Origin of the sequence: Mucilaginibacter ginsenosidivorax, from assembly GCF_007971525.1 — a bacterium.
GTDB classification, from domain to species: Bacteria; Bacteroidota; Bacteroidia; order Sphingobacteriales; family Sphingobacteriaceae; genus Mucilaginibacter; species Mucilaginibacter ginsenosidivorax.
The window spans coordinates 7,448,627-7,464,150 of the sequence record NZ_CP042437.1; the positions used below are offsets into that span (position 1 = coordinate 7,448,627).

Sequence of the window (15,524 nt, forward strand, 5' to 3'; positions counted from 1 at the left end):
GAATATCGTTGTTCTAAAAAGTTAATAAATGTTAAATTTGGCACAGGCAAACTGTTTTTTTTAATTACCATTTAAAAATAGTGATATTTGCCCGCGCGATAAAAATCCTTACTATTTATATAAATGCAGTACAAAAAAATCAATAATCTTTTAGGCTGGCTTTGCTTTGTTATAGCTTCAATTACCTACATTTTAACATTAGAACCGTCAGTTAGTTTTTGGGATTGCGGTGAATTTATTTCATGCGCCTACCGGTTGCAGGTAGCCCACCAACCGGGGTACCCTGTTTTTGCCATGTTGGGCAAGCTGTTTTCATTGCTTTCATTCGGCAATAATGCCAAGGTGCCTTATTATACAAACATGGGGTCGGCTATTGCAAGCGGGGCTACTATTATGTTTTTATTTTGGACAATTACTGCATTGGCCAAGAAGTTATTGCTCAATAAACGCGATGAAGAAGTTAGCCAAACAAACCTTATACTAATTATGGGTGCCGGCCTGGTTGGCGCATTGGCATTCACTTATACCGATACTTTTTGGTTCTCGGCTGTTGAAACTATCGTATTTGCTTTATCATCACTATGTACCGCTATTGTATTTTGGGCCATTTTAAAATGGGATGCCCACGCCGATGAAAAAGGTGCCGATAAATGGCTGGTTTTTATTGCCTATGTTATAGGATTATCAATAGGTATTCACCTGCTTAATTTATTAACTATACCGGCCTTGGCTATTGTTTATTTCTTCCGCAGAAGTAAAAATATCAATGTAGGCAACGGTATACTGGCGTTTTTGGCCGGTATAGTTATTCTGGGACTGGTACAGTATGGCGTTAGGGGATACACCATTAAGTTTGCTGCTTATTTTGACCTTTTCTTTGTTAATAGCTTAGGACTGGGCTTTGGCAGCGGGGCATTCTTTTTTATGCTCATCATAGTGGCAGCGCTTGTAACGGGTATTATATATAGTATACGTGCAAAAAAGCCAACGCTTAACCTTGCATTGTTATGCCTGGCGTTCATTTATTTTGGTTATGGCTCATTTGCCTATATCCCTATCAGGGCAACTGCAAATCCCGATTTAAATAACTCGCACCCCGACAATGCATTTACCCTGTATGGTTACTTAAACCGCATTCAATACGGTGAAAATCCTTTACTGTTTGGCCAATACTACGACGCTACAGTTACTGATCAAAAAGAGGGAAGCATCATCTATCGCAAGGGTGACACCAAATACGAAAATGCCGGTAAAAAAATAGAGACAGAGTATAGCCATACAACATTTCTGCCGCGCATGTATAGTACCGACCCTCAGGACGTACAGTTTTATAAAGAGTGGTTACGTATCCCTGAAGGGCAGGCGCCAAACTTTGCAAACAACTTAAGCTGGATGTTTACCTGGCAAATGTACCAGATGTACTGGCGTTATTTTTTATGGAACTTTGTTGGCCGGTATAACGATGCCGATGGGCAGCAAAGTATGGTAGCCATTGATGGTAACTGGACAACCGGAATATTTGATGGTGGCAGGCATTTGCCCAAATCAGTTACAAGTGCCGTAACCTATACACCATTATACGCATTACCGCTTATTATAGGCTTAATAGGTGCCGCCTACCATTTTAACCGTAAAAAGAAAGATGCATTGGTAGTGTTGCTACTTTTTTTCTTTACCGGTCTGGCCATCGTGTTATATGTTAATCAAGCCAATGTGCAACCACGCGAGCGTGATTACTCCTACGTTGGCTCCTTTTATGCCTTTGCAATCTGGATAGGTTTAGGTGTGATAGCCATTGCCGAAAGCGCCCGTAAATTTATTGACGGCAAAACTGCAGCTTTAGCTTCAACAGCCGTGTGTTTATTGGCTGCGCCTGTTTTGCTGGCCAGCAAGGAGTGGGGCAATCATGATCGTTCAACCAAAATGACACCGCATGATATGGCTTATAACTACCTGATATCGTGCCCTAAAGATGCTATTTTGTTTACCTATGGCGATAATGATACCTACTCGTTATGGTATGACCAGGAAGTTGAAGGCATCAGGCCCGATGTACGCATCGTGAACCTGAGTTTATTTACCGGCGACTGGTACATCCGCCAGATGCAGAAAAAGATGAATGAATCGGATCCTTTGCCTATTACCATGCCTTATGATAAATATAAGGAAGGGGTACGTGATGCCATTTATTTTAACGACAAGAAATTAGACGGTCCGCAGGAAGTAAAAGAAGTTTTTGACTTTATCACATCTGACGATAAAGCCGCACAAGTTGAATACCAAAGCGGCGATTTTGGAAATTACCTGCCAACTAAAAACCTGAAACTAACCATAAACCCAGACCAGGTGGTAAAAATGGGCGTGGTAACCCCGGATCAAAAAAGCAGGCTTGCAAGCGTAATGGATTGGAAATTTCCACCAAATTATGTAACAAAAGAGAACCTGGCCATATTGGATATACTTGCCCATAATAACTGGAAAAGGCCTATTTGCTTCACTACCACTATTGGCAACGAAAACCTGATTGGTTTACAGCCATACCTGTATAAAGAGGGTTTTACTTATCATTTAATACCTTTTCAAAAAGATACAACGGTACATGACCAGTTGAGTAAAACAAACACCATGGTGATGTACAATAACGTGATGACCAAGTTTAAATTCGGGAACTTTAAAACTGCTAAATATCTTGATCACGAATCAACATCGATGTTTTACCCGGTAATGACCACTACTTTTACCGACTTGATTCAAAACCTGATGAAGGAAGGACATAATGACCTGGCCTTGAAAGTACTGCACAAATACGACCAGGAAATGCCCGACATTAACCCTTACATTGATATAGCCGGCCGTAAAATATTTTTGATACAAATGGCATTTCAATTAAATGACGTTGTGTTGGGGACCAAAATGGCAAACCATCTTGATGAGTACGTAACCGATCAGCTTGATTACAATTATCATTTGCTGACTACAAACGATAACACATTGAGCAGGCGTGATGTACAAATAGGGTTGCAGATACTAAATGGGGTAACTGATTTTGTAAAAGAAAACAACCAGCCAGCGTTATTTAAAAAATTCGATGGGCAGTTAAAGGATTACGTTAAAAAGTTTGCACCGTTATTGAATGATGGGCAACAATAGTAGCCCCCTCTAAATCTCCCCCGGGTGGGGAGACTTTTGATTTGTATGGCATAAAAGGAAATTTTTTGAAAAGGAAATTTCCTTTTATGCTTTTATAGGGAGCTTCTTTTACGTTCATTGTTTTTATAGATTGATTGTTTTGCGTGTAGTTGACCAAACCAACCAAAGCTCAACCAATAAACGGCCATCAATATTAGGCTATCAAATAACGGGAAAATCAGTAAGCTTAAAACCTCAACCCGATAGTAATGTAAGGCAACGATCCCTCTTTTGAAAAGCCCATCACGGCCTCAATTAATACCAGTTGGGCCGGGATGATATAAAAGCCGCCGCCATAGCCATCATGCCACTGATCTGATTTTTCGCCGGGTACCCAAACGCGGCCTACATCGTTAAAGCCGATAATACCCAGGGAGCCGGGTAGGAGGTACGATGTAAAATCCAATACTTTAAGGCGTAATTCCAGGTTGTTATAGGCTATAGTTTTGCCGGTAAACCTGTTGGTGTGGAAACCACGGAAATTTTGTGCACCGCCAAGTTTCATCAATTGAAAATACGTAGCATCGCCAACGGTGGTGCCAAGGCCGGTTCTGTTGGCTATTACCAATATCGAATCCTGATCGGGGTTGAGGTAAAAGCTAAACTCCGTAAGGATTTGCCCGTAGGTGTTATGGCTGTTTTTGCTTATACCGGTGTAGCCGCCAACGGTGGTATTCCATAAAATGCCTTTGGTGGGGATGGTTGCCTTATTGCGGGTGTCCAACCGGGCACTGGCCAAAATGCCGGTGTAGAATTTTGTGCCAAATACATTTTGATCGGGGTTGGCCTGGTTGTAACCGTTCAAAAAACGACTGGTATTGTTTGATGCGCTGCTGTTATAATATTGCCCGGCGATGCCCTCATTAAACTGCCAGTTATTATTGGTTTGACTAAGGGATACATTGGCCGTAACAAAATCGTATCGATTACGATAATAGCTAATTTCCTTATCGCCCTCGTTTTCAAAAATAGTGTTGTTGCCTATGCCAAAAAAGTTACTGAGGTTGTGCGGCCCTAATGATTTGATATTAATGCCCAGGTCATTATTACCTATGGCTTTCTTCCAATCGGCCGTGTAGGTGAGCATGAATGATTGCCTGCCCAGGTTATAATTTACAAGGAATTCATCACGAAAGGCATAAGGTTCTTTTCGGAAACCGTGCTTTTCCCATGATAAACCGGCAATTAACGAAATCCCTAAATCTGGGCTATAATTGGCCAGTACAATGGGCTCAAACCTGTCAAATTTAAAGCTTTTTTTATCGTACTGGTTTACGGCTGTATCTGTTGACGTACGAATCTTCGCGTCGGCTGATGACGGTAACTTATTCGGCTGATCCGACCGGTCGTACACATACAAATTGCTTTTATTGTGCAGGCTTTTATCTACATAAAAACTATCTACCCCATTACCACCAACCATCCGCACTTTTATAGGCGAGGGATTACTGCCGGTAACTATAAACTGATCGTCTCCGGCAAAACCATATAACCTTACCTCTTCGGTTACATCCGGTTTAAAGGTGCGTTTGTAGGTTATTTTATCAACGGTTCCATCTTTTTTGATCTTATTGACGGTAACCGTAAGGTTGCCCCCTGCTTCATTACTAATGGTAAACTTATCTGTTTTATCGCTTGCGGGTATCTCTACCTGTTTGGCTATAAAACGGTAATATTCCATGGCCTGTTTATCCAGTATGTTTCTGCGGGCAATCATTTTGCCGATGATTTCGGTACCCGAAAGTTTGAATATGGTATCGGGCATCCGTTTAACCGCACTTTTTATCAGGTTGTCGGTTAACGTACTTTGCACAAAGGCTATCTGTTCTTTCCAATCGTCTTCGCTTAAGTCATTCAGGAAATAACGGTCAAAATATCGGGCGTTAAAATTCCAGCCATTAATGTCCCTTATTTCGCCACTGTAGCCCTGGAACTTTGATTTGAGCCATTGGTGCGCCACTATCCACGGGAATAGTCCCGAGGTTTTGTAATAAACCTGGTCGCGGTCGCGTGGTACAGGTTCGTAAGTGGTTCCCTTTTCGCCTGCCAGTTTTTCCCAGCGCCATTGGTCTTCGTGTCTGTCCCAATCGCCCAGCAGCATATCCAGCAGGCGGGCGCGCAGCACCGTTTTTTCATCAACCCGGTTATCATTATCTTCCTGCAGTTTACGTTGCACTTTATCGGTGTTGTCGGTTTTTTCGGCATCCAGCGGCTCGCGTTCTTCAAACAAGAAAACCTGGTTGGCAAAATCCTTGCGGTAATCGCCAAGGGCAGGATCATCGGGCATGTAAACAATTTCGGGGTTGGAGTGGGGGATACCTAATGCCGTGGCCAATGGTGGCACGGTTAAAGCCGAGAAAGGGTGTGCGGCAGATACCTGGTCTTGCAGGATATCCTTAGCTACTGTTGGCCGCAAGCTGGGCGGTAAACCCTTTTCGGGATATTTCTGGATGGTTCTTAATACCCATTGCTGCCCGGTGGGGTCTTGCAGGCGTAGTGATTTGGTTTGCTGCCCGCCGCCTTTTTGCAGAATTTTTAAGCCGCCCTTCTCAGCCTGGATATGAAAAATGCGAAGTTTTACCGGTGCAGCCCACAACTTACGGTAATTTTCGCCAAGGAAAAAACGATGGGCACCGCTCACGTTATTGTACCCGGGCTCAATAGCCAGCTTAACGCTATCGCCTGTGTTTTGCGCAGAAACGCGCGTTGCTGCTGCTATTGCTAATAACAGCAGTAATAAACTTTTGGCCGGCCTGTTTTTTAGGTATGTATTTTTCAAGGTGATAAGCTAATAACGCATAGTACACAATAGTTTAATACATCGTTTTGTTTTATGATTTAAAATCATAATTCACGCCAACCCGCAAGGCTTTAAGTCCGGTAACCCCTTGTAGTTCCTCCAGGTCGAGGTATTCAAGATCATTATTCAAGATATGCGAATCCTGCAGGTATTTAATATATTCATGGTATTCGGTTGCCTCGTTGGCGTTAAAATATACCATGGCTATTTTGCCTGGCTGGGTAAGGCGCTCAACAGTGCCGGCTATCAATACTTTATCAATACGCTTTTTAACTACCTCATACCTGATGTTATAAGCCCCTTCCACATCAAAACGGCGTTCGTCATTCCTGAAGCTGATCTGGATAGGGTTTGAGTGGATAAAAATCAGCTGGGTTGTTTGCAGTGGATGCGAGATCTGGTCGGTTAATGAGTTGGTAAGTCTTGCTATTTCGGCCATCGATCTTAGTTGCCACAGGCGGATATTTTTTAAATAGAGCAAATCAAAAACCCGGCTGGGGGCAATGGACTGGCCTATGTAAATGTCGTATTCAACACCATCGGTCCTGAATTTTTCGAAATAACAGGGATACGATTCCTGTACCTCATCCTGCGCCACTTCCAGGTAATGATTAATGCTGTTGTTGATAAGCTGCATGGAATTTTCCAGGTTACGTCTGTTGGCATAAGACAGGCCTGTATCTTCAGAAAGCGCGGCAAAATATTTATCTATCACCGGTTTTTCATCGGGATAGTTCTGCCTGAAATGTTCCAGGAACGGGTTCAGCTCATCTTTTACAAAACCATCCAGCGTAAGTTCGTCGTTTGTGGTAATAAAACCGCTAACTTTTTGCAGCCATTCATCGCATTTAAATACCAGGTTGTCAATAAGGCGCAGGTGGATGTGTTTTTTTAACTTGGCAAGGGTTTCCATGACCAGCGTAAGAAATCCCTTTAAATCGTCCTGTAAAGCGGTGTTACGCTCAATGGTAGAGTTGCGGATGTCTATTGCCCCAAAAAGCGGATATACATTATCAAAAACAACAGTTTCTATTTCCTGGTTCTTACGTTTTTTATTGCCGCTTTTAAGGTACTCCCATGCCACCTCATTGAATTTCCACTGTACCGATGGCTGCAACGAGGTAAACTTATCTTTTATTATCCGCTCAATACGGTCGTTAAACTGATCGATGCTGTTTTGGAGTAATTGCGCTATCAGTGGCATAGCAGTTTGCAGCTTGGATAGCAGTTTTTCATAAAATGCTATTTCCTTGTAGGCATATACTTCAAGGATACCTACATTTTTTTTATTGTAGTAAACCGGGAAAATACCGTACGATTTAACGCCCGATTGCTTTAACACCTTTAAAAAAGGAAACTTTATAGTCTTTTCGTCATTAATGACATTAAAAAATATGGGCTTGGGGTTCCTGTTATAGTCATCGGCAATAGCCACAAAAGTTTCCTCGGCCATGCTGTATTTTTTTGCCGACGACATAAGCACACTTTGCGAGCACTCATCGGTATCAAATATAGGCCGGTTATTTACGGTTAAAAAAGGCATCAGGCCAAATTCAATGGCAGGGTCTTCGGATAGGGTTTTTAACGAGTTGATGATGTGCTCATATTGCTCAGTTTCGTTACTGGAGTGGTTAACCAGCTCGTTCCTGATGCTTTCCATCGCATGGGGCAGGGTAACGTCGGTTAACGTTATTACTGAGAATCCTTCGAACTTAAAATTGGAAAGTGGCAAAATGCGTTCAAGAACATCTATACCTTCAAAATCATTAAGGTAAGGCTCAATGGCCTCAAAGCTTAAAACAGGCAATTCTCCCTTTGCTACCACATTAACAAATTGCGGGTTGGTAAAAATGTTATAATAGCGCGTAAGTTTGGTATCGGGGTCTACATAGCTGTACAATAACTCGTTCCTGAGTATTGTACTAAAGCCATACATTCGTTCCAGTATCAGGTTGTAAATAAAACGTTTCTGGCGTTGGGCAAACAAGTCCTGATCGGGCATGTTAACCGCATACAGGCCGGAATGGTGACTGGAATGAAATTCAAAAAACGCCTCGGTACTGAAAAATATCTTTTCGGGCACTGGCGTGCTCAGTGCCCAAAAAAACTCTTTTTCATTTAAAATAGGTGGTGTAAGTATGCTGTAAATCAACTCCAATGTGCCCCTGTACATTTCGGCATAATCGGGATTCACCTCCAGATCGATACACAAGTCTGTTTCAAACTTATTGAGTACGTATTTATAAAACTCAGATTTAAGGGTCTTTTCTGTTTTTACACGCTCCTGTAAATGCGCTACAAAAGGATCAAACGTAAGGCAGGTTTCTACCTGGCAAACATTACAATCATTTTTACTTATGTTGAGTACTTCGGTATGCATTTTTTGTAAATTACCTTAAGTTAAAACCTAAAGGCTGTTGATAAATAAGGATACCAACCTTCTTCAGAGTGCCCGGCTACAATTTTTATAACCGCTAATTTGGCAGGGGCAATGTATAAGCCGGCGCCTGTGCCATTGTGCCATTTATCAGAATGTTCGCCATTTTCCCAAACGCGGCCAATATCATAAAAGCCTACCAAGCCAGCTTGCCCGGGTACAATATAACTTGCAAAATCAAACAATTTTAATCGCAGTTCCAAATTGTTGTAAAAACTATATTGACCGGCAAAGCGGTAAAGCCTGTAACCTAATAAGTTATCCTGCCCGCCTAAAAATAACGATTGATAAAAAGCCGTTTTGCCAATGGTTACACCTCCGCCTATTCGCTCGGCCAGCACAATGGTACCATTGGTATTTAAGCTTTTGTACAAAGCCGCCTGTGGTGTCAATTGTATGAACGAGTTTGAATTACTATTTAAACCTTTGTACCCCTGTAATTTAACATTTACGTAGCTTCCCCAGGCAGGTAGTATCTTATTGTTGCGCAAATCGCTTGTGAAGTTAAAAATTGCGCCGGCAAAAAGTTTTCGCTCATCAAAGGTATAACTATCTGTACTATTGGTGAGTAAGGGATTTGTAATTAAACGGCCTGCATTGTCAGCAGCATTTAAATTATAATACTGTAATGATGGCCCAACGGTTACCGTGGTGCCTCCGGCGCTATGCCAGGTTAAGGCCGGATCGAACTGAACGGTTGTGAACCGGGTACGGTAAAACTTTTTATAATTCCCAGTTTTATCAAATACAGTTTCGTTACCCCGGCCAAAAAAGTTAATATTTTCCGGTGAATTGGCCTGGAATTGCAATAACAGATTAGCATTGCCAATAGCTTTAATCCACTCGCCGCTGTAACTGGCCCTAAAAGCTTTGGTTGAAAATGAGTGGCTCAAAAACACCTGCTGTACATCGTTATACGGGAATTTACGAAAACTATCCTGGTGTGTATACTTAAACCCAAGTCCTAATAAAAATCCTTCGTCTGGGTTTATCTCGATATTAGCCATAGGCATGGTAACGTTTGACAGGTTTACCGCCATGTACGAAATATTGGCACTATCGGCCGAGAAATACTTGCGAACCCTGGTGCTATCGCCTGTTAATTTCAGCGTACCGGGGTCATAAATCTGCACTTTGTTTTTTGAACGTACAATGTTATAATCCTTTACATCAACGCTATCAACAAACCTGAGTTTTATGGGCGATGTGGCGTTATTTAAAACCACTTTATCGGCACCTGCACCCAGGTAAATCCTGATCTCTTTGGTAATATCAGGCATAAAATTGATGTTCATCAATGTATCCCGCACTTTACCGCCACTGCTGATTTTATTAATAGTGATATTTAAGCCATCACCAGGGATATCTTTAATGTTAAAAAGCTCATTTTTTTTCGAGGTGTGAATCTCGACAATTTTATTGCTGATCTTATAAAACTCCTCCATAGCAGCCGGGATGTTCGCGCGGCGTTCCTTCAATTGTTTTAATAAAACATCATGTCTTAGTTTATAGGCAGATGCGGGTAAACGGCGCAGCCCGGCTTCTAAAACCTCGTCGGTTTCGGCAGCTACAAATTCATTAACAATGCGTGTCCAATCTTCGTGATTGTATTTCATCCCCGGGAACAAATCGGCAAACATGCTGCTCCATAATGAATAGTATATATTCTTGATTTTGCCATCAAAGCCCTGTAAATCGGGCACAGCCCATTCGCGTGATGCGAAGTATGGTATAATACCCTGGTTGGTGTAAAGTGCCTGGTCTCTATCTCGGGGTACGCCTGTATAATAAATGCCTTTATCAGTTTTGGCGCGCTGCCAACGCCATTGGTCGCCACGCCTGTCCCAATCGCCAATAAGCAAATCGAGTAATCGGCCGCGCAAAAATGTCTGTGCATCAATGCTGTTATCATTATCTTTCAGCATATTGGCAACCATCTTGAGCGAGTTGTCTGATTTTCCGGTAGGCTCCCGCTCTTCAATCAATACAGCCTTGTTATCAAATACCTTGTTAAATTTGCCCAATCTTTCGTCGGGCGATATCACACCTATTTGCGGGTTGGTATGCGGCACATGCACCGCATCGGCCAGGGGCGGCACGATCAGAGCCGAAAACGGATGTTGCGCGCTTTGGGCATCCATAACCCAATCCCGGGCGAAAGTCTCCTGGAACTCGGGGGGTAATAATTTTTCCGGGCTTTTTTCAACGCTGCGGATAACCCATTCCTTGCCGGTTTTGTCAATTAAACGTAGGGAGTGTGTTTGAAAACCACCACCCAATTTCTCCGGCGTCAGCCCTCCTTGAAAGGTGGCTATATTGATAACAGGCAGTTTAGTATCGGCAGCCCATTCCTTACGGTAGTTTTCGCCAAAAAGTAAACGATGAAATTTACTTACGCTATCGTACGATGGGTGCACTTTAATTACCAGGCTATCTGCAGTAATTACTTTAAACGGGGCTGCCGGTAATGGTTTAACCGGTGTGTAAGGCTGAGTGTAAACAAATGCCTGTTTTACCCCGGTTTCACCATCTATATAGTAGGTAAAACGTATGCTGTTATCAGTGAGAATATCGGCTATCACATATCCCTGGGTAGCATCGGCAAACAGGGAATTTTTGCCCTTTATAGCATAGGTATGCTTGGCGCCTGCGCCGCTTACCACCTGTAGCTGGTTATCTTTTATCAACTGCAGGCCATGCTCGTGCCCGGCCACGTGGATAACGTTGGGAAAATCTTTAAACACCCCATCTATCCGTTTCATCATATCTTTGTATAAAGGGTGGTTTAGGTCCTCGGGGTTGGGGAATGATGATCGCAAAAAGGGATACAACGACCCTAACACAGGCAACGGAATAAGCAGGTTGCTGTTTATAGCTGTCAATGGGAAAATGTGATCCTTCAACGAAAAATAGCCGCCATGGGTGCCATAACTTTGAAACGGATGGTGCGATGCCAGCAGGATAACCTTGTTGCGGTTGCGGCTCAGGATCTGTTCAAATTTATCAACAATATCCTCTTTGGTTTTGCAATCGCATTCGGCGGCATCATTGGCTTTACTGTACTGGTATAGCCACCATTCGCTGTCAAATGCTATAACCGTTAGGTTATCGCCAAGGTTTATTTCAACCGGGTCAGGGCAGCCGTTGGCAGGCACCATTTTTAACAGGCTATCCTGCTGTTCTTCTAAAAACGCCCATTCCCTTTTTATTTTGGCCAGGCCCTGCGGCCCCATTTTATCCCAATCGTGGTTGCCGGGTAAAAAATAAACCGGTGCGCCATTGGCCCGCATAGGTTGGTATTGCGATTGAAGTATCTTTTGGGTTTGTTTCTCTTCGGGGCTGCCGGGCAAGCCCATTCCCCTGGGATAAATATTATCGCCAAGGTACATCACAATGGTTTTGTTTTTGATAATGTTGGCGGCCGCGTGCTTTAAAACTGCGCTTTGCTGCGTATCCATTTCGCCGGCATCGCCTATAAGTATCACCCGGTATTTTACCGAATCCTGGGCCAGTAAATTTAAACCGCCCATTAATAATATCAATAGCAGAAGTAATTTTTTAATCATGGCCTTTATGAATTACAGTATGCTTTTTAAATAGTTTTTGATTAAGCCAGTGACCCGCATATGCAGTACCAATACCCACGGCCGCGCCGGCAAGCACATCTGATGGATAATGCTTGCCCAGGTACAAGCGCGAGTATCCAACAGACGAAGCCCATAAATAAGCAGGTACGGTTACGTACCACTTATGATATTGTATAGATATGGTAGCTGCTGTAGCAAAAGCAAGACTGCTGTGGCCCGACGGAAATGATTGTCCGTGCGTGGGTGAAGTTACAAATACATCATTAGGGTATCTATCTGCCGGGCGCGTGCGGTTTACGCTCATTTTAACAACGTAAGTAAACAATTCGGTAGCGCCCAGGTTAATCACGGCCTCTACGCCATTTTGTTTTGCGGTTTGATTGCCGCTTGCCAACCCATATATCAAGGTACCGAAGGAAGCCGCACCCGCTACGTAGTAGGCCGATGTACTGGTGGTACGCCAATAGCCCGACGTTGGATTTTGCGGATTGATACTTTTTAAAATATCGATATCTGCATTTTGAGCGTAGCAGAACTGAAAACCTATCAGGTTAATTATTGTAAATAATACAAACAGTAGTTTTTTTCCCTTGGTCATCAGTTTATTTGGTATAATTAAATTTAAAAATATTGCCAGCACTTGTCTTGCTGCCCTCGTTTGAGATATAAAGATTGTATTGATTATCAAATGCCATCCCTTCGGGCTGGTTAAAAATGGCGGGGTCTAAACTGTAAACTGCCTTTACGCTCCAATTGCTATCGGCAACCACCAGCATTTTGTTAACTGATGATAAAATATACCATTCGCCGGTTTTGCTGTTTTGAGTTAATGCCGATGGATGGAAATTGACCTTCTTTTTCCCGGTTATCTTTTCTATTGTTTTTACGTCTACGCTAAAACTTCCGCTTTGCTTAAGTGTACCATCGGCTTGTAAAGCCAAAATAGTACCGCTACTGCTTTTTGTGGTATTGTCGTCGGCACAATGCTTACATAACACGTATACCAGCCCGCTTTTGTCATCGGTATGCATCCCTTCATATTCGCCATCGGGTAACAGCCCCTCCAGTTTTTGCACGCCGGGAATTTCCTTATTCCGTACCTGGCTAAATGGGAATGTAAACAGTACCCCGTCGCTCCGCAGCATAATTACCTGTTTATGGCAAATAGCGATATCCTCATAGTCACCCTTTTTACCAAATTTGCTGTAGCTAACCTGCTTATCGCCCAATTTTAGGTAATAGATGTTCCCGTCTTCGTCCTGTTCGGCATAAACCGAATCACTTTTGCCGTTGTTAAAGGCTATTCCGGATATTTCAAGCAGGCCATCGGGCATATAATATTTTACAGGTTTATTAAGGTTGTATCCTGTGGGACTATCGTAACCATGTGTGCCCGTTTTGTTGGCACAGGAGATGCTTAGCAATATACCTGCTACAATAACACCCAGCAATGTGTTGCGCATATCCTTAATCATTAAGCTTCGATTTTAGAAATTCATAAATTGCCTTTTGCGATTGCACTAAAGGTGGTATCGGTTGTATATTGATGTTTTGCAACTCATTGTTAAGCCTAACGGCCTGTACGTTATCATTAAGCTGAAGGTTTATCAACTGTAAAACTTCCGCCTTTATATGATTATCATAAACCGGGAAACAAACCTCAACCCGCCTGTAAATATTCCGGTTCATCCAATCGGCCGAACCAAGAAAAACCTTTTCGTCGCCTCTATTGTGGAAGATAAAAATCCGGCCATGCTCCAGGTAGCGGTCTACAATACGCTTTATGGTAATGTTTTCGCTCATTCCCTGCACACCTGGTATAAGGCAGCAAATGCTGCGTACTATCAGTGATATTTTAACTCCAGCCTGCGAGGCTTCATAAAGTTTGGCTATTAGCGTGCGTTCTTCCAGGTTGTTAAGTTTTATAGTGATAAATGCTGGCAGGCCTTGTTTGGCATTGGCAATTTCCTGGTCAATCAACACTAAAAAACGGTCCTGCAAATTAAACTGGGCTACCAGCAGGTGCTTAAAGTCAATAGGGTATCCATCTGCCGATTTTTTACCCTTTGCCAAAAACATGAACAATAATTCCATTTCGCGCAACAACAACGAATTGGCCGTCATCATGATATGATCGGTATAAAACGCGGCAGTGCTTTCGTTAAAATTACCGGTAGCAAGCAGTCCCGAATATTTGTCGCGCCCATCAACCTGCCTTTTTACCAAAGCAATTTTTGCGTGTACCTTTAATGCGGTATTGCTGTAAATAATATCCACACCGACGGCTTTCATTTTTTTTGCCCATTTAATGTTGTTGGCCTCATCAAACCGCGCTTTCAGCTCAACCATAACACGCACTTTTTTGCCATTGTTAGCCGCGCTTATTAAAGCATTTACAATGCGCGAATCACTGGCCACCCGGTACAAGGTAACAGAGATCTCTTTGACCGAAATATCAGTAGCGGCTTCATTAAAAAAACGAAGAATTGTATTGTACGATTGATAGGGTGTATGAAAAATATAATCCCGCGTTTCGATATGGTCAAACAACGATCCTGCATCGCTCACATGGTACCCCACTAAAGGAGCCCAGCGTGTGTAGCGCAACGATGGATTATTAACCGGCAAGCCCGATAAATCCTTAAGGTTGTGGTACATGCCACCTTCCACCACGCTTGAACTTTGCAGATTAAATTTATCGGTTATAAAATGCAAGGTGCGTAATGGCACGCCAGGCTGGTGCAAAAAACGGGTAGCAATGCCCAGGTCGCGTTTTAGTAATTGTTTTTCAACCTGTTCAGATAGGTCGCCCTGGTACTCATCATCCAGGTCAAGCTCGGCATCGCGGGTTATTTTAATGCTGTAACAGCCTGTAAGTACCTCATTTTTGAATAACTTATCCAGGTTATGCCTGATTATATCATCCAAAAAAACAATGTATTGCCCATCATCTGTATTAACGCCGTAAAACCGGGGCAATTGGTTTGATGGAATGTTGAGGATTACATTGCGTTCGGTTTTGTTTTCAGCCTGCAGGTTCACTAAAAAGTACAAGCGGTTATTTTCGGGGAAGAAATTCTTTTTGGTATCAGCCAGGTCTATCGGTTGTAAAAAAGCCATAACCTGGCTGTAAAAGTAGTCGCTTACCTTATCTGCAATTTCATTGGGTATCGGTTCGTTAAAAAGCAGTGTGATTTTTGGGGCTTTTAATAAAGGGATAATCTCGCCGGTAAAAACCTGTCCGAATTTTTGTTGCTGATGGCCTATCAGTTCCTGGGCTTCCAGCAATACATCCTCTTTTTCGCTGTTGCCATGTTTGGCCAGATTATGCAGGGCCAGTAATACGGGCATGCGCACCCGGTAAAATTCATCTAAATTAGACGAAAATATGGAGAGAAAGTTCACCCTTTCCATCAATGGCAAGGTTTCTTTTCCGGCCTCCATCAAAATCCGTTCGTTAAAAAGCAGCCAGCTTAAATCCCTGTCAAAAAATGAGTAATGATCCATAGGT

7 protein-coding genes are annotated in these 15,524 nt (G+C 42.8%); 1 reads left to right on the forward strand and 6 read right to left on the reverse strand.

Going from position 1 to position 15,524, the window contains the following annotated elements:
- Positions 1–123 precede the first annotated feature (123 nt).
- Positions 124–3,150 (forward strand): glycosyltransferase family 117 protein, encoded by a 3,027-nt coding sequence (locus FSB76_RS30600; RefSeq protein ID WP_147060317.1) that lies wholly within the window; start codon positions 124–126, stop codon positions 3,148–3,150.
- 226 nt (positions 3,151–3,376) lie between these two features.
- Here the strand turns inward: FSB76_RS30600 and FSB76_RS30605 are convergent, their stop codons facing one another.
- The 6 genes from FSB76_RS30605 to ppk1 are packed head-to-tail and all read right to left on the reverse strand — an operon-like array spanning position 3,377 to position 15,520.
- The gene (locus FSB76_RS30605; protein ID WP_147060319.1) at positions 3,377–5,968 is read right to left on the reverse strand and encodes a BamA/TamA family outer membrane protein; all 2,592 of its coding nucleotides are present in this window, start codon (positions 5,966–5,968) and stop codon (positions 3,377–3,379) included.
- Between the two features lie 52 nt (positions 5,969–6,020).
- Complete coding sequence (locus tag FSB76_RS30610; protein ID WP_147060321.1) at positions 6,021–8,369, reverse strand: GAF domain-containing protein; 2,349 nt, start codon at positions 8,367–8,369, stop codon at positions 6,021–6,023.
- Between the two features lie 20 nt (positions 8,370–8,389).
- A complete protein-coding gene (locus FSB76_RS30615; protein ID WP_147060323.1) occupies positions 8,390–11,992 on the reverse strand; it encodes a BamA/TamA family outer membrane protein in 3,603 nt (1,200 codons plus the stop codon).
- A complete protein-coding gene (locus FSB76_RS30620) occupies positions 11,985–12,611 on the reverse strand; it encodes a phosphatase PAP2 family protein (RefSeq protein WP_147060325.1) in 627 nt (208 codons plus the stop codon). Before FSB76_RS30620 ends, FSB76_RS30615 begins: the two co-directional genes overlap by 8 nt.
- 4 nt (positions 12,612–12,615) lie before the next feature.
- Positions 12,616–13,488 carry an SdiA-regulated domain-containing protein gene (locus FSB76_RS30625; protein ID WP_147060327.1) on the reverse strand — a complete coding sequence of 291 codons (873 nt, stop codon included), beginning with the start codon at positions 13,486–13,488 and terminating at the stop codon, positions 12,616–12,618.
- Positions 13,481–15,520 (reverse strand): polyphosphate kinase 1, encoded by a 2,040-nt coding sequence (ppk1, locus tag FSB76_RS30630; protein ID WP_147060329.1) that lies wholly within the window; start codon positions 15,518–15,520, stop codon positions 13,481–13,483. The genes FSB76_RS30625 and ppk1 overlap by 8 nt, the downstream gene beginning before the upstream one ends.
- Positions 15,521–15,524: the final 4 nt, after the last annotated feature.